This is a genomic window from Cellulosilyticum sp. I15G10I2 (assembly GCF_900095725.1).
GTDB lineage: Bacteria > Bacillota > Clostridia > Lachnospirales > Cellulosilyticaceae > FMMP01.
In genome coordinates, this window is sequence record NZ_FMMP01000009.1 from 488,328 (window position 1) to 513,257 (window position 24,930).

At 37.8% G+C, this 24,930-nt stretch carries 25 protein-coding genes; 2 read left to right on the top strand and 23 right to left on the bottom strand.

What is annotated here, in order from left to right; all coding sequences use genetic code 11:
- Positions 1-129: 129 nt before the first annotated feature.
- The 12 genes from BN3326_RS10850 to BN3326_RS10905 form a co-directional block, all read right to left on the bottom strand.
- The gene (locus BN3326_RS10850) at positions 130-1,896 is read right to left on the bottom strand and encodes an ATP-binding protein (protein ID WP_069999248.1); all 1,767 of its coding nucleotides are present in this window, start codon (positions 1,894-1,896) and stop codon (positions 130-132) included.
- 4 nt (positions 1,897-1,900) lie between these two features.
- A complete protein-coding gene (locus BN3326_RS10855; RefSeq protein ID WP_069999250.1) occupies positions 1,901-2,590 on the bottom strand; it encodes a response regulator in 690 nt (229 codons plus the stop codon).
- Position 2,591: 1 nt separating this feature from the next.
- Positions 2,592-3,422: a LysM peptidoglycan-binding domain-containing protein gene (locus BN3326_RS10860; RefSeq protein ID WP_069999251.1), complete on the bottom strand. Its 831-nt coding sequence runs from the start codon at positions 3,420-3,422 to the stop codon at positions 2,592-2,594.
- A gap of 92 nt (positions 3,423-3,514) precedes the next feature.
- Complete coding sequence (locus tag BN3326_RS10865; protein WP_069999252.1) at positions 3,515-5,440, bottom strand: S-layer homology domain-containing protein; 1,926 nt, start codon at positions 5,438-5,440, stop codon at positions 3,515-3,517.
- Positions 5,441-5,599: 159 nt separating this feature from the next.
- Positions 5,600-5,743 (bottom strand): YvrJ family protein, encoded by a 144-nt coding sequence (locus tag BN3326_RS10870; RefSeq protein ID WP_069999253.1) that lies wholly within the window; start codon positions 5,741-5,743, stop codon positions 5,600-5,602.
- 476 nt (positions 5,744-6,219) lie between these two features.
- Entirely contained in the window at positions 6,220-6,447 is a 228-nt protein-coding gene (locus BN3326_RS10875; protein ID WP_069999254.1) for a DUF2922 domain-containing protein, read from the bottom strand.
- 37 nt (positions 6,448-6,484) lie between these two features.
- Positions 6,485-6,679 carry a DUF1659 domain-containing protein gene (locus tag BN3326_RS10880; protein ID WP_069999255.1) on the bottom strand — a complete coding sequence of 65 codons (195 nt, stop codon included), beginning with the start codon at positions 6,677-6,679 and terminating at the stop codon, positions 6,485-6,487.
- 194 nt (positions 6,680-6,873) lie between these two features.
- Positions 6,874-8,229: a GntP family permease gene (locus BN3326_RS10885; RefSeq protein ID WP_069999256.1), complete on the bottom strand. Its 1,356-nt coding sequence runs from the start codon at positions 8,227-8,229 to the stop codon at positions 6,874-6,876.
- A gap of 294 nt (positions 8,230-8,523) precedes the next feature.
- Entirely contained in the window at positions 8,524-10,245 is a 1,722-nt protein-coding gene (ilvD, locus tag BN3326_RS10890; protein WP_334292624.1) for a dihydroxy-acid dehydratase, read from the bottom strand.
- 414 nt (positions 10,246-10,659) lie between these two features.
- Complete coding sequence (locus BN3326_RS10895) at positions 10,660-11,502, bottom strand: hypothetical protein (protein WP_069999258.1); 843 nt, start codon at positions 11,500-11,502, stop codon at positions 10,660-10,662.
- 79 nt (positions 11,503-11,581) lie between these two features.
- Positions 11,582-12,280, bottom strand: a complete 699-nt coding sequence (locus BN3326_RS10900; protein ID WP_069999259.1) for a FadR/GntR family transcriptional regulator — start codon at positions 12,278-12,280, stop codon at positions 11,582-11,584.
- Between the two features lie 46 nt (positions 12,281-12,326).
- A complete protein-coding gene (locus BN3326_RS10905) occupies positions 12,327-12,950 on the bottom strand; it encodes a sigma-70 family RNA polymerase sigma factor (protein ID WP_069999260.1) in 624 nt (207 codons plus the stop codon).
- A gap of 157 nt (positions 12,951-13,107) precedes the next feature.
- Between BN3326_RS10905 and BN3326_RS10910 the strand changes: the two genes are divergently transcribed.
- Entirely contained in the window at positions 13,108-13,575 is a 468-nt protein-coding gene (locus BN3326_RS10910) for a hypothetical protein (RefSeq protein ID WP_069999261.1), read from the top strand.
- Between the two features lie 552 nt (positions 13,576-14,127).
- On the opposite strand, the gene BN3326_RS10915 is transcribed toward BN3326_RS10910, so the two are convergent.
- From BN3326_RS10915 to BN3326_RS21710, 5 genes are all read right to left on the bottom strand, one after another.
- The gene (locus BN3326_RS10915) at positions 14,128-14,382 is read right to left on the bottom strand and encodes a hypothetical protein (RefSeq protein ID WP_069999262.1); all 255 of its coding nucleotides are present in this window, start codon (positions 14,380-14,382) and stop codon (positions 14,128-14,130) included.
- Positions 14,383-14,804: 422 nt separating this feature from the next.
- Complete coding sequence (locus BN3326_RS10920; protein WP_069999263.1) at positions 14,805-15,302, bottom strand: hypothetical protein; 498 nt, start codon at positions 15,300-15,302, stop codon at positions 14,805-14,807.
- A 332-nt stretch (positions 15,303-15,634) separates the two neighbouring features.
- On the bottom strand, positions 15,635-16,036 hold the full coding sequence (locus BN3326_RS10925; protein ID WP_069999264.1) for a HEPN domain-containing protein: 402 nt from the start codon (positions 16,034-16,036) through the stop codon (positions 15,635-15,637).
- Complete coding sequence (locus tag BN3326_RS10930; RefSeq protein ID WP_069999265.1) at positions 16,020-16,382, bottom strand: nucleotidyltransferase family protein; 363 nt, start codon at positions 16,380-16,382, stop codon at positions 16,020-16,022. The genes BN3326_RS10925 and BN3326_RS10930 overlap by 17 nt, the downstream gene beginning before the upstream one ends.
- A 208-nt stretch (positions 16,383-16,590) precedes the next feature.
- Positions 16,591-17,262 (bottom strand): tetratricopeptide repeat protein, encoded by a 672-nt coding sequence (locus BN3326_RS21710; protein ID WP_069999266.1) that lies wholly within the window; start codon positions 17,260-17,262, stop codon positions 16,591-16,593.
- 697 nt (positions 17,263-17,959) lie between these two features.
- On the opposite strand from BN3326_RS21710, the gene BN3326_RS10940 reads away from it, so the two are divergent.
- Positions 17,960-18,925 carry a hypothetical protein gene (locus tag BN3326_RS10940; protein WP_069999267.1) on the top strand — a complete coding sequence of 322 codons (966 nt, stop codon included), beginning with the start codon at positions 17,960-17,962 and terminating at the stop codon, positions 18,923-18,925.
- 46 nt (positions 18,926-18,971) lie between these two features.
- On the opposite strand, the gene BN3326_RS10945 is transcribed toward BN3326_RS10940, so the two are convergent.
- From BN3326_RS10945 to BN3326_RS22895, 6 genes are all read right to left on the bottom strand, one after another.
- The gene (locus BN3326_RS10945) at positions 18,972-19,436 is read right to left on the bottom strand and encodes a hypothetical protein (RefSeq protein WP_069999268.1); all 465 of its coding nucleotides are present in this window, start codon (positions 19,434-19,436) and stop codon (positions 18,972-18,974) included.
- 53 nt (positions 19,437-19,489) lie between these two features.
- Entirely contained in the window at positions 19,490-20,881 is a 1,392-nt protein-coding gene (locus BN3326_RS10950; RefSeq protein WP_069999269.1) for a hypothetical protein, read from the bottom strand.
- 64 nt (positions 20,882-20,945) lie between these two features.
- On the bottom strand, positions 20,946-21,827 hold the full coding sequence (locus BN3326_RS10955) for an N-acetylmuramoyl-L-alanine amidase family protein (protein ID WP_069999270.1): 882 nt from the start codon (positions 21,825-21,827) through the stop codon (positions 20,946-20,948).
- A 45-nt stretch (positions 21,828-21,872) separates the two neighbouring features.
- Positions 21,873-23,732: a YARHG domain-containing protein gene (locus BN3326_RS10960; protein WP_069999271.1), complete on the bottom strand. Its 1,860-nt coding sequence runs from the start codon at positions 23,730-23,732 to the stop codon at positions 21,873-21,875.
- A gap of 182 nt (positions 23,733-23,914) precedes the next feature.
- Positions 23,915-24,664 (bottom strand): NADase-type glycan-binding domain-containing protein, encoded by a 750-nt coding sequence (locus BN3326_RS10965; RefSeq protein ID WP_069999272.1) that lies wholly within the window; start codon positions 24,662-24,664, stop codon positions 23,915-23,917.
- A gap of 127 nt (positions 24,665-24,791) precedes the next feature.
- Positions 24,792-24,869, bottom strand: coding sequence for an SEC-C metal-binding domain-containing protein (locus tag BN3326_RS22895; protein ID WP_442857206.1), 78 nt, complete (start codon positions 24,867-24,869; stop codon positions 24,792-24,794).
- Positions 24,870-24,930 lie beyond the last annotated feature (61 nt).

Genomic DNA, 24,930 nt, shown 5'->3' on the forward strand with positions numbered 1-24,930 from the left:
TATTCTCTTACATTATAGCTTATTATTATTACAAACTGATTACATCGTAATAACGTTTATTTTACAATACGGCTCGAAAAATAGGACGAGTTTGTGAAAAAAACAGATACCTGTCAAACCGCTTATTCCCTAAATAGCAGAAGGCATAAAATGCAAGGTAACCGTTGTACCCCGTCCGACCTTGCTGCTTATCTTGATCGTACCGCCATGGAGTTCTACCAGTTCTTTAGCGATAGATAACCCAAGTCCTGTCCCTCCCATTTTCCGAGATCTGGCTTTATCAACCCGATAAAACCTTTCAAAGATCCGATCTAAATCCTGCATAGGAATACCTATCCCCGTATCTTTAATACAAATGGCAATATCAGAGCCCTTAAAGATCTTAATATGAATAGTTCCAGGATCTATACTATACTTAATCGCATTTGAAAGAATATTATGGAGCACCTGCTTGATTCTGACGCCATCTCCATCAATAAAATAATCCGCTGCCCCATCTGTTTCATAAATCAGCTTATGCCCTTTTTTATTAATATGAATCGTCTGTGCTTCAATCGTTTCTTCTACTAAGTGCTTAATATCAAGTTTTCTAAAGTTCAGCTGAATTTGATTATTATCAATCCTTGATAGTTCCAGAAGATCATGAACAAGTGTTGTCATACGATCTGCTTCTTTATCCATAACGCCGAGGAAATTCATAGCCAACTCTTTATCATCAATAGCCCCATCCATTAGGGTTTCCGTATAGCTCTTAACAGTGGTCAGCGGTGTTCTAAGCTCATGGGATACATTCGCCACAAACTCTTTTCTCATCTGATCAAGCTTTTGCTGCTTCGTTACATCCTGCATCACAACAACGAGACCATCCGGCTCGTCTTTTGCACTGACATAAGGCGCAAAATGCATACTAAGGTACTTACCATTAATCACCAGCATCTCTTCAGCCACCACAGCCCCTTCACCTTCTATTAATTCATCAAAAGATACTTTCATGCCGAGTTTAGGAAAGATATAATCAAAACGATGGTTCATATTAAGTGCCCCCAGCATCTCATAACAGATGGAGTTTGTATGAATCAGCACCCCTTCCCTATCAAAAGCCATGACCCCATCGGCCATATGTTCAAATATCTTTTCCAGCTTATTTTTTTCGCTAATAATAGCTTCCATTGTATTACCAAGCTGCGTCGCCATATAGTTAAAACTCTGGGTAAGTTCTCCGATTTCATCATTGGATTCTATTGGAATACGCTTAATCAGATCTCCTGCTGCAAGCTTCTTTGCACTTGTTGTCAGCTGCTTAATAGGGGATGTGATCATTTTTGAAAAAGCAAAACCAAACATCCCCGTAATACTCATTGCAACAATTGCACCTAGGGAGATGGTTTTCATGACTTCTTCCATATTCTCATACACCCGCTCTATACTTGCCGAGACATAAATAACTGCTGTGATCTCATTTGTTATAGGGTCATTAACCGGTCTTGCATGATCTGTATATTTAGGCCCAGTTCTTTTGTTTGCAAAATGCATAATCCCTGCAGTAGCCGGACGCCTCGTATTGATTGCCCGTATAACCACTTCTGATTTAACCGTATCACCGACTTGCAGATCCGCATTGGTGCCAAGCGTTACCCGACCCTGCGGATCTAAAATATAAATATGATTCTCATTAAGAATAGGCATCTTATTTTTAATATCTTCTGAGTTAGAAATGCCCGTCTGCCAGTTAAGACGTACTTCCATCTCTGCTGCGATTTTCTCAAGATCCGTCTGAATACTTTGGTAGTCTCTTTCTTCGATTTTATAAACGATAAAAGTACCAATAACCATCATTACAATAACTATGACAGATAAATAAATCATAATGATTTTTAGCTGTATGCTTGTTCTCATAAATTTAACCTCTAAAATAGTATCCTATCCCTCTTTTTGTAAGTACATAACCTGCTTTTGAGGCATCATCCTCTATTTTTTCTCTTAAACGTCTTACTGTAACATCAACAGTTCTCACATCTCCGTAATATTCATAACCCCAAACCTTTTCTAAAAGATGTTCTCTTGAAAAAACTTTTCCCTTCTCAAGCCATAAAAATTTGAGCAGTTCAAACTCTCTTAGGGTCAGCTCCAGCGGTACCCCGCCTTTAGAAACTTCATATTTAGACAAATCCATGCTCAAATGATCTTCAACTAAAAGATTTGCATCTCCCGCAGCCACAGCTGCAGCGCTGCCCACTCTTCTTAGATTTGCTTTAACCCTTGCAATAAGCTCTCTCATGCCAAAAGGCTTTGTAATATAATCATCCGCCCCGAGCTCAAGCCCCAATACCTTATCTATTTCTTCAGCTCTTGCTGTAAGCATAATGATCGGCGTATTTTTAGTCTGCCTTACTCTTTTACACACTTCAAAACCATCCAACTTTGGCATCATGATATCAAGCATAATAAGGTCTGGACTTTTCTCATTAATCACCTGAAGACCTTCTTCGCCGTCATATGCTGTATAGACCTTATAGCCTTCTTTTTCCAAGTTGTATTTGATAATGTCTGATATCGCTTTTTCGTCTTCTATTACAGCTATTATCTGCATGCTATGCCTCCTTCTCAATTTCTTTATTTTGATCTTCTGCGCCCTCTTCTTGTGTGTCTTTTTCAATAACAACAAGAGGCAGAAGCGGTTCATTTACTTTTGCTTTTATCATTTCCCCTATTCTTAATACGTTACTTTCAGAAAACTTAGGGTTTTCCTTGATAATATTTTCTGTTGTAACACCTAGTTTATCCGCTACCAGCCATAAACTATCCCCACTTTTTACTTCATATTCTACTATTTTGGGCGTAGTTGCCGTACACTTTTCTACAAGCAGATCATGATTTATAAGATCAGCTTCCTTGGCAAAAACTTGCTTTGTCTCTACTTTTTTACCAAAGTCAACTTCTACGTCCTTATTGCCATAGTAGGCTTTTTTTAAGGACTCTTTAAGTACCTCCAGATCATCATCAGATGCAACAATCCCTATAACTTTTCCATCTACTATTATCTCTTTAAACGCAATAAGCACATTCATATTTTTTCTCATATAAGTAATTAAATAGCTTGGATCGATATAATCCCTTTTTTTAGCCCGATACTTTTTAAGTTCTACTTCCTCTTCAAATTTAACCTCTGTACCATAGAGGCTTTCAAGCTGGGCCGCAACGGTTTCTTTCGCAGTATCAAGTATTTTTTTCTCTTTAATAGCCCCTATACTTTTGCCTTGTATCATCACTTGATAAGCATTAGGTCTGAATCCTAAAAATAATCCGATCCCTATCGCCACAACTACAGCCAGTCCTATTATTCTGCTACTACTCCTGGGTCTTCTGCGTCTTCTCCTGTCTGGCTTTAAGGCAATTACTTTTTTGCTGTTTACCCGCGTCATATAGTTCTCCTTCCCTGGCCTTTCTAAAAGTATGTATTAAAAATGTTGGGGCGACACGCTATTTATGCCACCCCTCTATTTCACCTATTAATTTATTCTATTATTAGGACTTTTTCTGGAACAGCATCATCTAAATATTTATAAGTAATAACGACTCCCATCCCTACATCTAACAATGATCTATGTTCTGGTTTACCTCTTAGCTCTATTGGCACTCCCGCAGAGGTTTTCACTCTTTTTATGACTCTGCTCGTTTCTGTAAGAGGATCATAATCTACAAGTACATCTATGTATTCTATGTTGCTGCCTATCGCTTGAACCACGCCTGCATATCTTACGCCGCTTGTCCCTCTTTGAATCACCAGTGATACGACTTCCTTACTTTCGATCAAGAGTTCTACATTCTGTCCAAGTCTGACATCTCTTAATGCAACTTCTGTTCTTTGATTATTATCGTATATTTCTGTCGTATCGCTGATAATAAAAGTCTGAGCACTTTCACTTGTTTTTATCGTAACCTGTGGCACCGCTGCGATATAAACAGAACTTACTTGTCCAGTGATAGTTGCCTTGGTCCCTGTAGCTATCACCTCTATAATACTTCCTTCTTGTCTAACAATCTTAATCTTATCCCCTATTTTTATATCTCCAAAAGCTGCTTGTTTATTATTTCTTGTCACTGCAACCTTTCTATCAATCACTATGTTGGTTGTTCTTGTTCCTTGTTTAAGAGAAAGGCCATGTCCTTCTGCTCTAAGTGTCTTTGCTGTTACCTCACCATCAGAAAGATCCGCTATACCACTGCCTGTTGATCCAGTCTGGATCTCTATCTTCGTAATAGTATCTGAGAGTATCGTCGCTCTTACACTATCTCCTAACTTAAGTTCATTTATTGTAACACTTTCTTGGCCGAGCATAACAATACAATTGGTATCTACAAAATAATTTTTGGTACTTTCATCTGCAAGTAATAGGGCAAGATCGCCGTTTGATCCGATTCTTGTAATCGTTCCTGTAACAGTCCCAGCACCATTTGCAGCACCTGTACCATTTGTGACACTTTGAAGCTTCATGCTTGTTATGTACTTAACGTTATTTTCTGTAGCGATCACTACAGCTGCCTGAGACTCAAGTGGTATACTTGCTATTGCGACTTCTTTTCCGCTAAGATCAGTGACTTTTGTTGTGTTTTTGATCGCATAGTAATCTGTTTTGCCGTTTTGCTCAAGGATGATCCAGTGTTCGGTATCTCCTTTTGGTATGATCTTTGTTACTTTTGAGAAGCTGCTTGCTGCTGTTTGTTTTTCTTTATATGTAAGGGCATCTCCTACCATTTTGGCACATAATGCTCTTGTAACTTGCGCATTTGCATTAAATAATCCTTTGGCATCTGGATTTACAAGACCAATGGCTTTAAGATAAGCTATATGAGGCTTATTAGCCTGTAAGATAAGCGCCTCATCAGAAAAACCAGCTGTTGTATAAGTTGTTTTAGCTGTCTCTTCTTTACCTAAGAGTCTTACAATAAATACTGCTAGCTCCTGTTTTGTTACAACTGGCTTAACTTCTTTTTGATCTGCACCTTTAGACACAAATTTATCAAGTTCCGATTTTTGAAGATAGCCCCGGCCGAGTAAATAAGCAATTTGTTCATTATAGCGTTTATCCCAGCTGGTAAACTTAGTTTCATAAACTGCTATAACTGGTTTCTGAACTGCTGAATTATTTATAATTTGCTGTTTAAATGTAGCATCTATATTTTGATTGACATTCACATCTACATAACCTGTTGCTTTAGCCAGTACATCGGCTGTTTCAAAGAAGTTCATTGCTGCATTTGGAAGAAACTCTCCTGCACTATTTGAAAGCATAATGCCTCGTTTTTGCATGTCTGTAATATTCGTGTATGCCCAATGGGTCTGTGACACATCCTTAAAAGTTGCCGCTAGTGTGTTTACTGTACTTAATACTAAAACCCCCACAAGCACAACTGCTTTTGTGATCATTTTCTTATTCATTTTGTCTAACCCCTCCTTAGTCTCCTTATGAATCTATACCTTGTCCATCATATAATCTATTTTATGATAAATTGGGATAAAATACAACTTATTTCCAAATAAAGTTATAAAAAGGATGTACCACTTTGCGTGATGCATCCTTTTTGTAACTTTATGCTTCTATCTTTTTTCTTCAAGTACTGCTGTAAGCTTGGAAATACTTGTTGCAAGTTGCTCCATTTTGCCTTCTAGCCTTACCAAAAGGTACATTGAGAGGACAATAGGGAAGCCTACGTTGCCAACTTGGACCAAGAGCTCTTCCATAGAGGGGGTCTCCTTTCCTAGAAATTTTGATATTTTTATCTGTAGGTTACGGGTCGCAGGGAGAGTTTAGGATTTTCCAGTTGCTCGCTTGCGTAGTTCTAAAAATCTAAGTACCCTCTTCAAATGAACAGTCGAAACTCGCGAATTATAAAATTTGTAGACAAATTTTATAATTGCTGCTCAAACAGTCTCCTTAAAGACCATTTGAATAGGCTACTAAGATTTTCTTTACGAACTACTCCAGAGGCAACTTCCAAACCCTAAACTCTCCCTGCTAGGCTATGAAATATTTAAAGAAAAATAGTTTTCGATCAGTCCACCACTGTCAAAACGCCTTTGATCTAAAGCCCCCTTGCATATCTTACCGGACTTCGTCAACTTTCTTTGCAAAAGCTTTTACGAACGGCGTTATGCCCCTTTGCTAAAAAATAAAGCAGGGCAGGCTTTAGGGGCCGCCCTGCTCTATTTTGGGGTGATTATATGAGGGAAATGTTTTCAACTTGCTGTGTCACGTATTTTGCTGTAAGTTTTTCAGTTACAAGATCTCCGTCGCCGTAGCCGCCTGCTGCTATCATTGTATCCATAGCTGTTGAGATATCTTGCCCCGTAATCCCGTTGCTTGGTTTTGTAATTGTTAAACTTACTTCTTTATTACCTGCTGTTTTAAAGGTAAGTACCAGTGATTTTTTTGTAATCTCTGCCATTTGTATGCCTCCTTTCATGAAATATTGGGTTTATAGCTTACTCAGCTATAAGGATTGTCTCTACTACTTTGGTAAGGTTTGTCACTTCCTCTTGCTGCAGACTCGCTACCGCGCCGCCTATTGCATAGAGTGCATCGTCGGTTGCACTTTGGCTGCAGTTTGAGACTGTCTGCGAACCTTTGTTAAGCTTTAAGATGAGCTTAACACCTTTTACTTCTGCTGTTACTGCCATATCTTTCACCTCCTTTAGTGGTTATTCACTTTATATATGTTACGAGGAGGCATGTTTCCCTAATGAACAAGGAATTTTTTTAGGGACTATTTTTGGGGACGGTTCTTTAATATTGGGATATAAAAAACTGATCTATAGGAATTATGTGTTCCTATAGATCAGTTTTTATAATCTTTTTAATAAATTTTAAACTTTTAAGCAAAAAGAGAAATAATAAGTGCCGCTATAAAGCCTACGCCTCCTACGAGGGTTTCCATTACTGTCCAAGATTTTAGGGTTGTTTTTTCATCGATATCAAATAAGGATTTAACCAACCAGAAGCCTGAATCGTTGAAGTGACTCATTACAGTTGCACCGCCGGCTATAGCTGAAACCATTGCTGCCAGGTGAAGTTGTGAAAGGTTTGCGATCTCCGGCATAGAAGCCATAACGCCCGCTGCCATTGTCATGGCTACCGTTGCTGAACCTACAGATATTCTTACAAGCGCTGCAACAACAAAAGCTACGACGATAAGCGGCAGGCTGCTTACAGCTACTAGATCACCGATCATCTGTCCAAGGCCTGAGTCTTGAAGCATCCATCTGAGGACTCCACCACCTGCTGTAACAAGTAAAATCATACCTGTAGGTGCAAGTGATTTTGTCATAATCTTTTCGAGTTCTTCTCTTGTATAACCATGCTTAACCCCTAGTATAAACATTGCAACAAGGGTAGCTATTGTTAATGAAATAAAAGGTGTCCCTATAAACTTAAAGAATGGTGCTACACCGCTAAGTGCAGGAATAACTCCTGAAACTGTATTTAATAAGATAAGTACAAGTGGAATAAAGATAATCGTAACTACCGTTATAAATTTAGGAAGTTTTGATTCATCATAATCTGGTGTATCCGCTATACTTTTAGGTACAGGCACATATATCTTACTGCCTATGTAATTACCAAATATAGGTCCTGCTACAATCATCGCACAAGTTCCGACAACAAGACCCACAGCAATAACAAGCCCTAAATCTACATTTAACATGGTCGCCACAAGTACTGGCCCTGGTGTTGGCGGAATAAAAGCATGTCCTACCGCAAGACCTGCAAGAAGCGGAATACCATAACAAAGCGCTGATTTCTTAGTACTTTTTGCGAGACTAAATGCAAGAGGAATCAATATAATAAGCCCTGCATCAAAAAACACTGGCATTGAAATAACAAGTCCTGTAATACCAAGCGCCCAAGCTGCTTTATTATCACCAAACTTCCTTACCATAGTGAGTGCAATACGCTGCGCCCCGCCCGATATCTCAAGAATAGCTCCAAACATCGAGCCAAGACCTACAAGCAGCGCAATCCCCTGCAAAGTACTGCCAATACCCTTTTCAATCGTCGCCGTAATCATCGGATAAGGCATACCTACACTTACCCCTATCACTACCGCACTAATAATAATCGCAACAACCGCCTGCAGCTTAAAGACAATAATAAGCAGCAATAGTACCGCCATCCCAATCACTGCCGCCATAATAAGTCTCTCTGGCGACGCTATAAACTCCTGTGCCATAATAAATCCCTCTCCCTTTTAATTATTTTAGTTAGTTTCAAGTCTTTATTCTTAAATCATTTTCTTTCACTCTAAAGGGTAAGAATACTCGCCAAGTGAAAGTATATATGGAGGCTTCTCCGCAGGATTTTTAGAAAACTCTTAGAGAGGGTGTCTCATCTGCTCTTAGCCCTACTGTTTGAGCAAATAAGCGCCTTTCTTATTTGCGAGTTTAGGGCGTTAGATGAGATGCCTGAACTTAGAGTTTTCAAAAATCCGAGGACCAAAGCCGGAAGATATACTTTCACTTAGCCCTTACTTCATATAGCCGCCCTTCATAGGGGATACGGCGTGTTTTGCAAAGATATTGAGTACACCCGTGGCATACTTTTCAGCTCTAGGCTTCCAAAGCTTTTGACGCTCCGCAAGTACAGCGTCTACTTCTTCTGGCGCAAGCGCCACACCTTTAATTCCGATAATGCGCAGGATTCTTTTTTCAATATCTATCTCTATTAAATCATCCTCTTCGACGAGTGCGATAGGGCCGCCCTCTGCAGCTTCCGGCGATATATGTCCAACAGCTGGTCCTCTTGAGGCACCTGAGAATCTGCCGTCTGTGAGCAGTGCAACCTGTGTGCCTAATTCTTCATCTGATGAGATTGCCTCCGTGGTATAGAACATCTCTGGCATACCACTGCCTTTTGGCCCTTCGTACCGGATGATAACCGCATCGCCCGGACGGATGACTTTCTTAAGTACCGCATTAAGCGCCTCTTCTTCTGAATCAAAAGGTTTTGCTTTTAAGATCGCCTTATGCATCTCTTTAGGTACCGCACTATGCTTAACCACAGCCCCATCCGGTGCAAGATTGCCTCTTAAAATCGCTACCGTACCCTTTTTCCCAATCGCCTCTTCGAACGGACGAATAACATCTGTGCGCTTAAGCCCCGTTTTTTCAAGATAGCTGCTGCACTTTTCATAAAAACCATTCTGTTTTAAGTCTTCTAAGTTTTCACCCAGCGTCTTGCCTGTTACCGTCATCACATCCAGATGAAGCATACTTTTGATCTCTTCCATAACAGCCGGAACGCCCCCCGCATAATAAAAATACTCTGCTGGCCACTTGCCTGCCGGGCGGATATCTAATAGATAATGGGCATTTTGGTGAAGGGTATCAAACATCTGTGCATCAAGCTCCAACCCAAACTCATGGGCAATCGCCGGTATATGCAGCAACGAATTGGTAGATCCCGAGATAGCAGCATGCACCATAATCGCATTTTCAAAAGACTTCATCATTACCATATCTCTTGGCTTTAAGCCCATTTTCGCAAGCTTAACCGCTTGTTCACCAGCTTGCCCTGCGATAACTTTCAAGTCTTCACAAGTGGCAGGCATCAATGAACTCCCTGGCAGCATAAGCCCCAGAGCTTCTGCCATAATCTGCATAGTAGCAGCTGTTCCCATAAACGAACACGCCCCACAGGATGGACAAGCCTGATGTTTATATTGTGTAAGTTCCTCTTCTGTAATTTCACCACGCTGGTGCATCGCACTATAAGTTCCGATCTGTTCCAAAGTTAAAAGATTAGGCCCCGCTTCCATGACGCCTCCGGTAATCATTATCGATGGAATATTTACCCTTCCGATCCCCATCAAGTGTGCCGGCATCCCTTTATCACAGCTCGCTACAAATACCGCCGCATCGAAGGGTGTCGCCCCTGCATGAATTTCAATCATGTTGGCAATCATATCCCTTGAAACAAGGGAATAGTTGATCCCATCGTGCCCTTGTGCAATCCCATCACAGATATCTGTTGTAAAGTAACGCGCAGCCTTGCCACCCGCCTCATTAACCGACGCAGCCGCGGCATTTACAAACTCCAGTAAATGCGCACTACCCGGGTGACTATCTCCAAATGTACTTTCTATCATAATCTGCGGCTTCGCTAAGTCTTCCACGCTCCATCCCATACCTATTTTAAGCGGATCCATCTCCGGAGCTATTTTACGTATTTCTTGACTATTCATAGATATCCTCCCTTTTATAACGCTCAACTATAATGTCGTTTATGTATACCCAAAACACGTCTGATGTATTTTATACAGACATCATATCACTTATCCTTTATAACGTCAATATTTTTAGTTAATTTTAGCGTTAATCACTAATAAAGATTCATTTTTATATACTATTTAACTAATTTTATTCTTTCCAAACTTCAAAATACATCTCACGTATCAGACGTTAAAAGTATAATTTTTTATCTAAATCTTGATTTTTCAAGTCAAAAAGTCATCAGACGTATACATCTGATGACTTTTTGACTACCTATAATTTTCATTACTTATATTTTATCGCTTATACTTCTTGCAAATTATACTTTCTTTTAGCATTGATACCTTTTTTGGCAGCATTTACCCTATATTTAGAACAGCTTATTATACTCATTACCCTAGGAAAAGTGCTGTACAATCATCGCTCCTTTTTAGCCTTGGGAACTTCTCACACTCCGGATCCGCAGCCTGAAGCTCGCATAATTCAGCATAAGCCGCTTGCAGTCCATTAGCACTTACAAAGCTTATCAATTCCCTTTCATTCCGAAACTTATAAAATACATCTTGAATCTGGGAGAAGCCATCTGACATCATTAGTACTTCCATTTTATCTTCAACAGGGATTTGCCCTTGAAGTCCATGAGCTATAGCTTCTTTATCAAATCCTAAAATCCAATAACCCTCTTTTGTATTTTTAAGCTCTCTATTTTTTCTAAGAAGAGGCATCAGCTCTTGTCTGATCTTAGAAAATTGCAGCCCCTTCCGCTGCAGCTTTTTCAGCTCCCGAACAGCAAGGCTGTCAAACTTACCGATCTTATCATCTATCAGATAATGCACCTGTTCCCCCAAGCTTATCAGAATGCTGCAATCTCCTAACACAAAGTATTCAATCACCCCGTCCTGACATTCTCTTATCAGCGCAATAGCTGCCGAAGGCATTCCCAGATTGCTTATATGTCTCGCATCTGCAAATGAATCATATTGCTTTTTTATAAAAGCCATCCCCTCACTAAGAATATCAGGTATACTTCTGGTACAATCCAAAATCTTATCTCGCAAATATTTATCCCACTGCGACACATACCACTGTGCATCACTGGCCCCCGTTGTTACTTTATGCGCCACAAGCCCTGATGAGCCATCCAATATCCAAGCAGCACGCCCCCAGTAAGTCCCTATATCTTCATTAACATCCGCCTGTGTTTTTGTTATTCTACCTCTCAGCCCAAGCCCCATCCCATCTCCTCCAAATCCTATTTCCCCTCCGCTATGATTTTCAACCTCTACTTTAAAGCAAGCATTTTTATCACGCTTACTAGTAGTCCCTCATACGCTTTTCTAAATTTCTGCGGTTATACGCCAAATGCAGCAGCATTGCATCATGAGCTTTATTAGGCTGACGGCTTTTTATCGCCTCTAAAATCTCTCTATGGGTTTGTATTGTCTCTTCTTTAAGCATACTGTGTGTGAGATCTATAAAGAGTGCAATAGCTGTATTGATAATCGGAATAAGATTGGGCATCACCAAGTTTTTGCTGCTGCTTGCAATACAAGTATGAAACTCTACATCTTTAGCCACATGATTTTCTCCCGCACGTATCAACATCTCCACCTCTTCACACAGCTTTGTCATCTGAGCTATATCCGCGTCCGTTGCATTCATCGCTGCTAAGGATGCAATACGAGGTTCTATCATAAAACGAATTTCAATTAAATCCAGCGCCAGCTTATGCTTGTCCTTAAAAAAGGTTAGCCCCAGCGGGTCATCTGCAACGCCAAGCTTCTGAGAAATAAACGTCCCAGCCCCTCGTCTAATCTCCAAAATATTCCGAGATATTAAAGCCTTAATAGCCTCTCTCACAGTACTTCGACCTACCCCGAGACGCGTTGCCAAATCATACTCATTAGGGAGCTTGTCACCTACATTTAAATCTTGATCTATAATAAAATTAAGAATCTCCTCCGAGACAGTTTCTGCAAGAGATCTATTATTTTGACTTATCTCCTCAGTCATCCTCCCACCTCATTTCTAACTCTTATTATATCCAACATTCTAAGAATTACAATAAGTTTCTAAGTACTTTAAGCGCCTTTCCCTTGCGAAATTCTGCGCTCTTATACTTAAGTGCCACCTCCCCCGCTATCTGCTTAAGAGGCACATCGTGCAAATAATACCTGGTCACAATAAGTTGATCTATCGCATCCATACAAGCCAGTGCCCGAAGTATTTCTTCAACTAAAAGTTTATCTTCAACCTGCTTAGCCAGATCTATTTGTTCATCCGGCTTTTGTGTAACCTGATAATAAGCCTCTTCATCCAAACTCAATATTTCTCTTTTCTTACGGTTTTGATTTGCCCGCCATCCATAGAGCTGTATTTTATAATAACTCTCAAAAGGCACACCTAAATCTTTATCAAACTTGTCCAAGCATTTAACAAGCAGTAAATAACACTCCTGTTCTAAGTCTTCCTTTTCATAGCCAGAAAGAGAAGTCTGTCTCACAAACTTTTTCCATAAAGGGGTAAGTTTTATCCACCATTCATAAGAGCTTTTTAACACTCTCTCATCCATGTCTAACCTTTCTTGCTGCAGCTCCTTTTTGTATTTGCGCAGCTCAAGAATAGCATGTATGACTAAATGGATAAAATGAGGTGTTTCGATTTCTATAACTATACTTTTCAAAACTCCCCAACAAACTACCCACTTCTCCTATATATTTAAATAGTTCTACCACTATATTCCATTTCATACTCGTATTAAATAAAAATTTAAATATTGAAAAAACTCTATACTTAATATATAATAGAACATATGTTCGATTAACAAAGGAGGATCTTCTATGCTCTACATTCAATTCGCTGCACTTATCCCTTTTTATGACGCCTATGGTCAAAATTCAACGTGCGTTTTACTTAAAGATGGTGGAAAGGAATACTTTAACTGTTCCGTTAAAACTTATATAAACAATATGCTCTACGAACTTCACCTTGATCCAAAGGCCGTAAGCTTTTGGACTTCTAAAATAATCGGCACCAAGCTTAATACACCGCTTATCATCGACGAATCTCTGGTGCTACTGCCTGTTAAATTTCGCAAAAGCATCGGCAAACAAGATGGCTGCTTTGGCTATGTCAATCAGGCTTTTATCACCGCCATAGATGATCATAGCCTCACCTTATCAAGTGGTGAAACAGTACCGACCTTGTCCCGTAAATCCTATATTACAAAAAAACAAAAAGACGCAGCTCTCCTTAGCTACGCCTATACCGATTATAAAAAACAATATGAATTTATGTGGAAAAAATAAGGCGCAGCACCTGTAAACTGCGCCCAAGCTTTTTTAACCATCCGACCGATTTGTTAACATTCTGCACTTACCTATTAACCCCCATCAACCACCTACTTACTCAGACTCCTAAATGCCTCCCTCTACCCTAAGAGAAGTGCTGACCTTGGCTCATTTGTTCTTTCAACATTTGGCATCTCTATGCCTTAGCCGGCAGCTCCCTTCTCTTATACGTATCCCCATGTAAGCATTTATCGTATTCTGCACGCTGAATTTTGTCCTTGTTCTTTAAATGTATCATGCACTATGTTGTGCTATGTACTATATACTGTATACTTCTCCTATTATTTTTAGTTTATGATTCTTAAAAGATGCGCATTCGTAGTCCTAGTCTATGTTATTGCTTTACATACTTGTATCTTTTTAGCTGCACTCATCCTTTAGTGCACGTTTTATGCTTAAGTATATAAAATTTTGATATACTGCCTTTTATAATGTATTGTGTGTCTCATAGCTATTCTAGTTTCTTAATTATGCCGATTCTCTCTTGTTCTAACTTACTATTTTAAAAATCTAACTTGTATCCAAAAGCCAAGTGCCATGCAGGTCATTTTCATTTTGCTTTTTAAAAACATAGTCTACAAATGCCTCCCGTACCTTAAAAGTCCCATCGGGACATACTAGGTTCTGAAGAACATGTCTTTCTTTGGTTTGTTCGCCAACAGATTCAGCTTCAGTATGCATCACTTCTGTCCGCAATATTGTAACAAACATGCCTATAAGAGGCAGTACAAAAAAGATCGTCCCAAACAAAAACTCTATTAGCATATCATTCTCCCCTATCATAGTTGTTTTTATGAATAACCATATACTCTACCTGTGTTATTTTTACAGATAAACAGAATTGTATATTTATTCATAATAGTTATATATATACAATATAAGTATTTTTAACTTACTTATTATATTTTTTAAATTTGCTTTTATCTTTTAACTTTTTTCCACTGCCCGGCCGGCTGTAATATAGTTATACACCACATATTTTATAAAATCAACCCTTTTTTCTAATTTTTTCCAATTAGTTTTTGAGGATTTAAAGCCTTTAAGCTAATCTCCTACTTGCATCATTCCATGCATTAATATTCACTTTACCCCTTGTTTAACCAAAACAGCCTCAAGTACTAAAAGCTTTAACTAAAAGCTTTAGCACTTGAGGCTGCTTTGATAATTGATCTAGGATTTATTTGGGTTTATTTAGCTCTGCTATGGATAATTTCTACTTTTACATCTTGCTTTTCATAGTTATCTGTTAAGATATCCAGTTTATTCTCTATACGTTCAAAGCGCTTTTCGTGTTGTGTATAACCATCAAATAATGCCCCAAATTTGTCATCCATCTTATTTTCAATTCTGATAACATCCTGTTTGAGGCTGGTCACATCCTGCTTTAAGATAGTTACATCTTCTTTTAAGCTCGTCACATCTTGCTTTAAGATAGTTACATCTTCTTTTAAGCTCGTCACATCTTGCTTTAAGATAGTTACATCTTCTTTTAAGCTCGTCACATCTTGCTTTAAGATAGTTACATCTTCTTTTAAGCTCGTCACATCTTGCTTTAAGCCACTTACATCCTGCTTGAGCCCCGTCATATCTTCTTGTAAGATACTTATGTCTTGTCTGATCTCTCTAAAACCTTCTTGCATTTCTGTATAAATCTTACTCATAAACTCAAATACTTTATCTTCCACCAAGGTCACTCTCCTTATAGATATCCTCTGCCACATTAAACGATCATTATTACCAAACATATGAGTAAGCCATTCTCATCCTTCTTATCTCTATCATCATATCACGTGGCAATCATTATTTCAATGTAGCTTTTATCGAACATATGTTCTATATCAAGTATTGTCTTTATATTAAGATACTATACATACTTATTATAAAAAACGCACTTTCCTATTTCACGATAAAATCTCATTGAGCTTACCTCAATGAGATCTTTTATCAAATATTACCTTGCCAACTCTATCAATATGTTCCTTTAACTCTTGAGCCAAAGATAACCACTCATAAATGTTTAATAAGTTTCCAAGCTCCTTATACGATCTACTTCTTGTTTAATACTATAGACAATGCGTTTACATTCTTCAAAATCTTGCTTTGAAACAATATGATAATCAGGGCCTGGATATCGCGTATCAAAATAATAGTTGCTTAAGTAAGCTAGATCCTTCATATCTAACTGGATAGTAGTAAGCGTGTTTTTTAGGGCCCTTCCTAATGTTTTTAGAGAATGAGTTCTTAAAATTTCTGTTATATCTTCTTCTATATAAAACTTTTCAATAAGACTTTTTAATAGTTTTTCTACTATTTGCTGACATAATGCAGCTGGCTGATTGTAGTAGCCCACATCCCCTATAGCTTCTAAATAACCAAGATCATTACGTGCGATATCATAATAACTATTGCCTGGTTTCATCGTCTATTCCTCCTCTCCAAATAACGATCCTATCCCGTAGTATATTCTCACAAAAAATACTCTCGGTATTATAAAATGTCTCATAATCACAAATCAGTACATCAATACCCCATTCTTTCGCTTCTTCATAAAGTTCTCCCTTTTCTATAGAATGCGGCATAGATGTATAGAGCACGTATACATCTATATCACTGGTTGCTTTACTTTCATGGCGTGCATAGCTCCCATATATCCCTATCTCAATAGGGTTTGTCTCTATCAATTTTGGCAAAAACCCTTCCAGCTTCTCTTCCTGACGCTGACGAAGTAATTCCTTTATTTTTAGGAGCTCTTGCGACGTATCCAAAAACATCTCCCCCTCATCTTTACACTTCTATTTTCTTTTAGTATACCCTAACTTTTTCTCTCATAAAAGCATTAAAACTATCTTTATTCAAAAAGTTTATTTTCTATTTTCTTTAGGGAATCTCTTTTTCAAGACATATATCATATTAGGAATACATACATACCAAATCAGCATGTGCCTTATGATACTACCAAAGATCTTTTAACAGTTATTGACCACAGCATTTTTTATATTTTTTTCCGCTATTGCAGGGACACTTTTCATTTCTGCCAATCTTATGTACCGTGCTTTGCAGTTTATAGTTAGGTATACCTATAGGCTCTTTTTGTAAAACATTCCAACACTTTTGCTTGCTTGCGACTGCCTTAAAGTACGCATTAAGCTTATTAGCCTGATCGACTTTATCCCGCGTATACTTTAACTTGTCCATCATTTCTTGAACGGCTAAGCTATCCTCTACGAGCTTAGCCGCAAAAGACATAATCGTTTCAGCACCTTCGATATGTTCTCTACCGAGTGCCTCATCAGCTAAACGCATAAGAATATCCCCTACCCCCTGTTTGATCTTAGGATATTTCACAGCTTGCTTGTAGGCTCTTTCAAGTACAACACAAACATCTTGTTCAAGTTCTTCCTTACATTGTTCCTGTAAATCTGCTGCCAGAAGGTTTAGCCGAAGTGATACTTCAAGCTCCCTTAAAGCTTTTTTATGCCAGCCCCGCATCAGATAAGCCGCGCCGAGCTCCTCTCTATAGAGCGCCTGGTGCGGATAGTTAAGTACTAGTTCTTCTAATAGTTTAATAGCTTTACCTCTTCTATCGTTATGTTGATAAGTTTTAGCCAAAACGTATTGTTCTCGGCTCTCTGCTTGTTTTTTCATTAGTTCACCTTTCCATATTTTCAATATTTTTCCAATATGTTACAAGTGTATCATATAATGTAAAAGAGTTCAACTTTTCATTCACCTTCTTATTCTATTATGGTATTTCAAGGAGCATAAGTAAGACTGCTTTCTGATGCACTATAGGTATATCCCCTATGATATCCGGGCATACTTAGAAAAAACTACGAAAAGGAGTCCTATTATGCATCATATTCTATTTATTTTACTGCTCATTCCGCTGCTGTCCGGCCTATATTCCTTGGCATCTCCCGTGACTCTTTTATGCAGTGTCGTACTATTAGTCTTCTTTGACCTTAAGAGAATCAAAGAAGTTTACTCTATCCTTTTTACTGCTGCTCTATGCTTCTTAGGGTTATTAGTACGCGTGTGCTATCTCCTTGTTTCCGAGCCGCCTTTAGCCATTCTTATTGATCTCACATGCAATATGCTCACCTGCAGCCTTACATTGGCAGTATTTATACTGATTAAGTTTATGATCTTTACTTATACACAGGATTAGGCAGGTTATAAATGTAACATTAACACAACCAAATAATAGATTATCATTATATCAAGCGCCTATGCCGTACTTAATGTTTATTTTCTATTTTCTTTAGGGAATCTCCTTTTTCAAGACATATATCATATTAGGAATACAAATTTATAGCAAAGATAAAAAGGAGAAATGATCACTATGTCTACCAAACACCTTAAATATTGTCCAGAACTCAACACCCTAATAGGAAGCGTCAATGCAACAATTGTCTTATTACAGCTAGAATATTGGTTTACAAAAATGGCAGCAGATCGATTTTATAAATTTCTAGATGCCTGCTCGCACGAACTCTATATGCCAGGAGACAGCTGGGTAGAAGAACTTGGCTTTAGCAAAAATGAATTTCGTACAGCTTTTTCAAAGATCGGCAAAGTCTATCAGTCTAAAAAAGCTTTTCAAGCAAGTAAGGATCTCTTTAGCGGCAAATACTACGCATCCTACTACGACCGAAGACGCGGGCTTACTTACTATATCCGAAATAATGCAAAATTAGATGTACTGTTTAAAAACACTTCCACCAAAAACTCAGCTTCTGACAATAAAACCACCGAATCCAAAAAACCAGCTTTACAAAAAACAAAAGATGAAACTTCTGCAAATCCAGAAACTTCATCTCCATTATCAGTAAATAACAACAAATTATTAACATCAGTAAAAAATACATACATACCAAATCCAAATGTGCCTTATGATACCATCAAGGATCTTTTTAACAGTTTTTGTCCTTCTTTCCCATCACTTACACTTCTTACGGACAAAAGAAAAGCTATGCTCAAAAAACTATGGTATAGTCTCGGACAAACCCTTGATCATTTCAAAAAAGCTTTCACACTAGCTGAAAATAGTGACTTTCTAAGCGGTCGTATTGGCTCATGGAGAGCCAGCTTTGATTGGCTTATTCAAGAGGATAAGTTTGTGGCACTTTTAGAAGGCTGCTACACTAACCTCCATGCCAAAACGCAGTGTCTAACAGCACCAACTCCCAATGTTTCAAAACCCAATCAAAAATTTACAACGATGTACTCCCACAATTGGGATTTTGAGGCGCTTGAAAAGCTTGAAATGCAGCATATTGATACTCAGCTTGCTATGATGGGGTTTTGAGAGTGTCATTGTCGAAACGTATTACTCTCAACTGTTTCAACCTATCTTACTTAACATCCTCGATGTACCATTTCCCCTCTTTTTTAAACATATAGAAAGTGCCGGTAATTTCTTTGTGATTACCTCCCTGCTGTAAAGTCATGCGTGTTTTTACTTCCGCTTTATTGTCATACTTTTGTACATCGAGCGTATCAATTGTTAGTTTTGCCTTAACATCTCCATACTCAGGTTGATCCCGCAACACACTATCAGACATCTCGTAAATTAAGGGTAGCGTATCTAAAATAGCATTGGGATCCACCTCCATAAAATTGCCGACAAAATTCAGCCCCGCTTTTATTCCCCGTGAATAAGCTGGATCAAAACAATCAAGCATCTCATTAACATCTAGTTTATTATACGCCCTCTCAAATTTTTGGAGCGTTTTTTCTGGACTGCTGGCAGAGATAAAATAATAGAATACAGCCGCTATCACAACACTTAAAATAAATACTATATGTGTTTTTTTCATTTTCGCTTTATGATATATCTCTAAAAACTATATCATAGCCCTCCCATCCTATCTTATTCTTTTAATAAACTCATAATTTTATCTCTAGCCAGTTTTTCTTTTACTGCCCCACTGCCATAGAATCTTATAGATTCTAATTTACTGTTAATCTCTTGCATTATTTTCTCAAATTTTTCATCACTGAGTTTATGTTTATAACTAAGTATAATCTCTCTTATTTCAGCTAAACTCGCATTTATGGGTATCTCAATTTGAAGCTTTTCTTCTATTTCCTCTTTAGTCAGCATAACTTTATCGAACTGTCGCCCACATAACGTACACGACTTAGCATCAGTTAGATTTTGATTGCCACATACACATAGCCAGTTATTGGCATTCGAAATTGCATAGCAGATTGCATCAATCCCAAAATAACGTCGATAAAGACTGAGATCTTGATCATCTATTGTGATCATTGCTTTTCTCTCATTGGTCTTCCACTGCCCGCCATCGATGTACCTCAGCCTGCTAATTCCGACCTCTACATACCCAACATGCTGAAGCTGCTCTGTGCTAATCGGAATAAAAACAAACGCTTTTTTTTGTTCATCCATAGTGATTTGCGATTCTATATGTGAAAAAGAAAGTTCAGGTATCTCTTCATCAAAATAATTAAGCATTCTCACTTTAAATTCTATAGCCCAAATAGACTGATCTGTTTTATTTTGCAGACCAATCTTTACTTTAGCTTCCGTGATCTGCCCACTTTGATAAACTTTTATAAACTCACTTTCAAGTATCACCAGTGGACACTCTATATCAATGTATCTGACAGGCTGAAAAGTCGATTTAACCTCTTCTGGTTCACTGACTTTATCACTCGTATTTTCTGTCAAAGTGTCCAAAACTTTTTCAGTGCCTATATTTTTTGTGGCTTTACTATCATTCCCATCTAGGCAATCACGCAAAAAGGATTTAGCTGATTCTAGTAAATCATGGTTATTGCCGTTATTTCGCTCTGACTGTTCTATATTAGGCGCCCGCTCCCCCTTATCCATTATCCAGTAATCATAAATAATAACTCCAATAATAGCTAGATTTAATAAAAACATAAGATAATAGCCAATGCTCATATCAACCTCTGCATAAGCCTGCTTCGCCTTATCATAAATAGTTGACTTTGCATATATAAGGAGCAGAAGTCCAGTCCCCCCCGAAATAATAGCTGCCATCGTTTCATATGCCACTAATTTCTTTATTACGATAACCAGTAAAGCAAGCGGCAGTAAAAATAACAGGATCATCAGAAAATTACCATCGGCATGCCGTCCCATAACTTCTTTGCCAAAGGTTAGATCTACGCCACTTATGTATATCTTTTCATCGCCACAAGATACAGTAAAAAGCGGAAGTAAAAATATAACTAACGAAATACTCGAAAATATCTTTAATAATTTCGACTTCATAATGTGCCCCCTCCATTTCCAATTTTTATTTTTAGCTATGTGAATTTTTATTTAAACGATCTGCCTAATGCGTTATAAAATACTCATCTAAACCATCTGCAATACCTTGAACGATTTTTCCTTGGTATTCATCTGAAGCCATTAATAAATCTTCTTCTGGATTTGTCATATAGCCCATTTCCACAATCGTTACAGGCACTTTGGACCAATTAATGCCACTCATCGTATCTGTCTCCCAAACCCCTTGGCTGGCAGCTTGAGTAGTTTTCAAAAGATGATCTAAAATAGCCGTTGATAAGTCTTTAGATTTCTGATACATATCACCGATATAGGGATTCTGGGGTGTAGAACAAATGGTCATCACACCATTTACGCTACTGCTCGCCGCCCCATTTGCGTGTATTCTGATAAAGGCCTCCGTCCCTAAACTATTTGCCATTTGGGCTCTTTCTTTATTACTTATATCTACATCATTTGTCTCTCGAATCATATGTACTTCATAGCCTCTATCAATAAGCTCTGCTTTTAAAGCCATGGCCACGATTAAATTTAGCTGATACTCTGCCAAGCCACTTCTACTCCCATATGTTCCCGATGCAACCTTTGCTTTTGTTTGCGACGCCCCTGGGCCAATAGGCTCCTGCTCGCTATTGCCCTTTGCCTGATGTCCTGCATCAATAGTTACAATTCGCTTCTTGTCTTCTGGCTCTTCTAAAGCCAAATAGTCCTCCTCCAAAGCATTTTCTTTGTCAGGGACCTGGCTGTCTTTAGGTACATCATCCGTTTCTCCCCATTCTTCTGACACAGGCTCCTGAAATGCTTCGGTTACTTCCGTTTGATTTTCTTGTATGGCAACTACGCTGTTATTCGTATGCGCAGTACATGCTGTAAGCCACCACACCACACACGCTGCATATAAAATCACAAGTCCATTGAACTTAATCATAATTTAATTCTCTTTTCTAAATAAAATACTCCTTTTAAAAATGCATTAGTTAAAGCCCTGCAGATTTTCATAATCCCTGATAAAGTATGCATTGGCTCTTTCATAATCATTAAATAAGCTTTCTTTAAAGTCATTTGGCTGGGTAGTAGGTTTATACCATGCCCTTCTATCAAAATATTCCTGCAGCTTAGCATCTACAAACATCCTTCCTCTGCGGGCATAAATTTCATTTCTGGCAAGCCGTAACTGTTCTTCTGTTAATAATTTTAAGTCTGCAGCTGTTAAATATCTTTTGTCACTATCATAAATAATAAAATCATTCACAAAAAGTTGTGCAGATGACTTTATCCCTTCCATCAGAATAGCTGGTATATAAGCATATTCACTTCTCGCACCGATATCATGATTTAAGTAATTGATATAGATGTTTCTTTGTACTATCATATCTTTGGCCGTGGTCGTTTCATACTCTAATAAATACAACTCTTTTTGCTGACGATAAATTGCCAAGTAGATATCCTGCATTGAATTGATCGAATTAATGTTGCGATAAAAACCGCCTGTATGGTCAGCGATATACTGCAAGTTATCAGTATCCATACCCGCTCCTACCCCAATAATAAATAGGGGTATATTGTAGCGCATCGCCAGTTCTGCTACAATTTGCGGTGTACACAGACTGGCGTTATCCTGCCCATCTGTAAAAGCAATAATACATTTTGCACCACTTTGTATAGCCGTCTGATTAATGGCAACATAAAGCGCATCATAGAGTGCCGTCCGATCTCCTATTTGCATACTATTAACAGCACGCATCACTTCCCTATCATCAGAAGTAAATGGAATATCCGAATGAACATGATCCGCAAAGCTAATTAAAGATACCTTATCTCCTATATTAAATTGAATACTGCTTATAAAGTCTTTTATAATATTTTTAGCAAAAAAAAGAGGCTCACCCTGCATACTTCCGCTCACATCTGCTACCATACTAATATTAACGCCCTCTACTTCATTAAGTTGTACAGCCTTATTAATCTGCTTTTTAATATAGCCCGCATCACCCTCAGGTTTTTCTGATAAATAAAAGTATTGTAGTTCAAGGTTATCTAAAGTCTGGTTCGTTGACTGACTTTGCAAACTTAAATAAATCTTGATCTTTGGATATTCAGATACATCTACTTGACTGACTTTAATAATATAATCCGAACCCCTCATAATCATATTCAAAAATGCATCCCATTCCCTAAGCTTACTCATGGCTTTAACATAGTTTTCTTCTACTAAGAGTTTATTGATAGCCACTTGATAGCCTTTTATTATATCGAGTTCTCCTCTATACACCCCTGGCGTACTCATATTTTCTAATTTATTCTTTAAGATTGATGTTTGCTTCTTACTTTCATCTTTCATTTTTATTTTTAAAGATTCCAAAGAAGCCAGGGTTTCTTCTGCTACCTCAAGTTCCCGCGCCTCTATAGTTTTATTAAGTTTTTCAAGCAAGTACCTGAGTTCACCCGCCTGCTCATCATTCGCTATATAAGTATCATACAAATGATCATATGTATCTTTTGATGCCACTAACTTCATCCAATACGCATCGGCTTGTTCTACTTCGTTTTTGGCATCGTCTATTGTATCAACCATTGCAGACTCATCTACTTTATGACTTAATGCATTGGTCGTTTTGTCTTTACGCTCAAGTGTATTACCTACCATTATGGTTATAAGTGTCAGAATACCTACGATGCTTAGTGCAATAAGTACTTGCTTGATATCTTTCTTGCTGTGATTTTTTTGATGCCAAACAGTCTCTTCAGTATTTAATTTCTCAACTTGAGTCCCACAGTTTTCACAAAAACTACAATCTTCTCCTAATTGTTTTCCGCACTTTTTGCAAAACATTCTGTTCTCCTTCCATCACCACTTTACTCACTCGATTTTTACCAATTCCCCCTCCTGATCTACCTGTATAATATATTCATTGAGATAGTATAAAATACTACAATCTTTATAGCGCAAACTCAGGGCATTTTACACGAACACCTCGAAGTGCTTGAGAACCAGTGACATATAAAAAGTGGGTTTCAAAAACCCACTTTTGTCATATGTTGTATTTTGACTTGATTGGCATCGCTAAGAATCGCACTTAAAGGATATTTATTAAAGCGTATTTCACTCATACATAAATCATTATGACGTGTTCCTTTAAAAACTTCCTTAATAATTATTTTTATACCCGTAATATTTTTAAAGCCCACATCAAACTCTTGTAATCCAAGGATCCCATCCAAAAGATATATCTCTTTACTTTCACCATTTGTAGCGATGATTTCCAGTCTTGCAATTCTATTGTTTTTATAATATAAGTCTTCATTTTTTGTAAAACCATTTGTTAGTTGTATAGTATCTAAATCAAACTGTTGTTCATTATCAATTGTAATCCATTCCCCAACGCCATCACCATCTGCCCCCTCTACCCAAACAGTAGTAAAATCACTATCACAAAGAGCAAGCGGTGTATAGATGATAGTATTATTATTAACTTTTTCACTAAATATAGACGAAGCTTCTATCGTAAAAGTTAATTCACTTAAGTTGTTATCTATTTTGAGTACTTCTTCTTTAGCCATATTGCCTTTAGCAACATCATCCATAAGATTAGAACTTTCTTGGCTCACCTTAGTATTATTTTCAGTATCCGCTATTACAATTTCTTTAATTGTAGTTTTATCTTTTTCATTGTGATCTTCTGTAAACGCTATAGCAGTTAAGCAACTAAGTGCTATAAATAAGCATATTGTGATGATTAGTTTTCTGGAATCACGTATTTTCATCTTAATATCTTGTATCGTGCAAATATCGCAGCAAGGGCACTTTACATTATCCTCTCATACTCTATTATCTATTTATATTATCTTTATGGTTATAATATAAGAGAAAACCTCTATTACTATAAAATATTTAATATTTTTTATCACTGCTACACGGACACTTCTCATTTCTTCCAATCTTATGTAAATGTTGCCTTACTGTATTCATTATAAAGCCCACCTATAGTTTCTTTACCTAAATAATAGACAGACGGCGTCACTACTTCATG

Coding starts and splice junctions, on each gene's coding strand:
- BN3326_RS21710 (WP_069999266.1), bottom strand. CDS start 17,262: ATGAAAAAACAAGCAGAGAGCCGAGAACAATACGTTTTGGCTAAAACT.
- BN3326_RS10925 (WP_069999264.1), bottom strand. CDS start 16,036: ATGAAACCAGGCAATAGTTATTATGATATCGCACGTAATGATCTTGGT.
- BN3326_RS10960 (WP_069999271.1), bottom strand. CDS start 23,732: ATGTTTTGCAAAAAGTGCGGAAAACAATTAGGAGAAGATTGTAGTTTT.
- BN3326_RS10855 (WP_069999250.1), bottom strand. CDS start 2,590: ATGCAGATAATAGCTGTAATAGAAGACGAAAAAGCGATATCAGACATT.
- BN3326_RS10870 (WP_069999253.1), bottom strand. CDS start 5,743: ATGGAAGAGCTCTTGGTCCAAGTTGGCAACGTAGGCTTCCCTATTGTC.
- BN3326_RS10885 (WP_069999256.1), bottom strand. CDS start 8,229: ATGGCACAGGAGTTTATAGCGTCGCCAGAGAGACTTATTATGGCGGCA.
- BN3326_RS10850 (WP_069999248.1), bottom strand. CDS start 1,896: ATGAGAACAAGCATACAGCTAAAAATCATTATGATTTATTTATCTGTC.
- BN3326_RS10950 (WP_069999269.1), bottom strand. CDS start 20,881: ATGAAGTCGAAATTATTAAAGATATTTTCGAGTATTTCGTTAGTTATA.
- BN3326_RS10865 (WP_069999252.1), bottom strand. CDS start 5,440: ATGAATAAGAAAATGATCACAAAAGCAGTTGTGCTTGTGGGGGTTTTA.
- BN3326_RS10915 (WP_069999262.1), bottom strand. CDS start 14,382: ATGCTAATAGAGTTTTTGTTTGGGACGATCTTTTTTGTACTGCCTCTT.
- BN3326_RS10965 (WP_069999272.1), bottom strand. CDS start 24,664: ATGAAAATACGTGATTCCAGAAAACTAATCATCACAATATGCTTATTT.
- BN3326_RS10880 (WP_069999255.1), bottom strand. CDS start 6,679: ATGGCAGTAACAGCAGAAGTAAAAGGTGTTAAGCTCATCTTAAAGCTT.
- BN3326_RS10955 (WP_069999270.1), bottom strand. CDS start 21,827: ATGATTAAGTTCAATGGACTTGTGATTTTATATGCAGCGTGTGTGGTG.
- BN3326_RS10860 (WP_069999251.1), bottom strand. CDS start 3,422: ATGACGCGGGTAAACAGCAAAAAAGTAATTGCCTTAAAGCCAGACAGG.
- BN3326_RS10900 (WP_069999259.1), bottom strand. CDS start 12,280: ATGACTGAGGAGATAAGTCAAAATAATAGATCTCTTGCAGAAACTGTC.
- BN3326_RS10910 (WP_069999261.1), top strand. CDS start 13,108: ATGCTCTACATTCAATTCGCTGCACTTATCCCTTTTTATGACGCCTAT.
- BN3326_RS10945 (WP_069999268.1), bottom strand. CDS start 19,436: ATGAAAAAAACACATATAGTATTTATTTTAAGTGTTGTGATAGCGGCT.
- BN3326_RS10895 (WP_069999258.1), bottom strand. CDS start 11,502: ATGGGGCTTGGGCTGAGAGGTAGAATAACAAAAACACAGGCGGATGTT.
- BN3326_RS22895 (WP_442857206.1), bottom strand. CDS start 24,869: ATGAATACAGTAAGGCAACATTTACATAAGATTGGAAGAAATGAGAAG.
- BN3326_RS10875 (WP_069999254.1), bottom strand. CDS start 6,447: ATGGCAGAGATTACAAAAAAATCACTGGTACTTACCTTTAAAACAGCA.
- BN3326_RS10940 (WP_069999267.1), top strand. CDS start 17,960: ATGTCTACCAAACACCTTAAATATTGTCCAGAACTCAACACCCTAATA.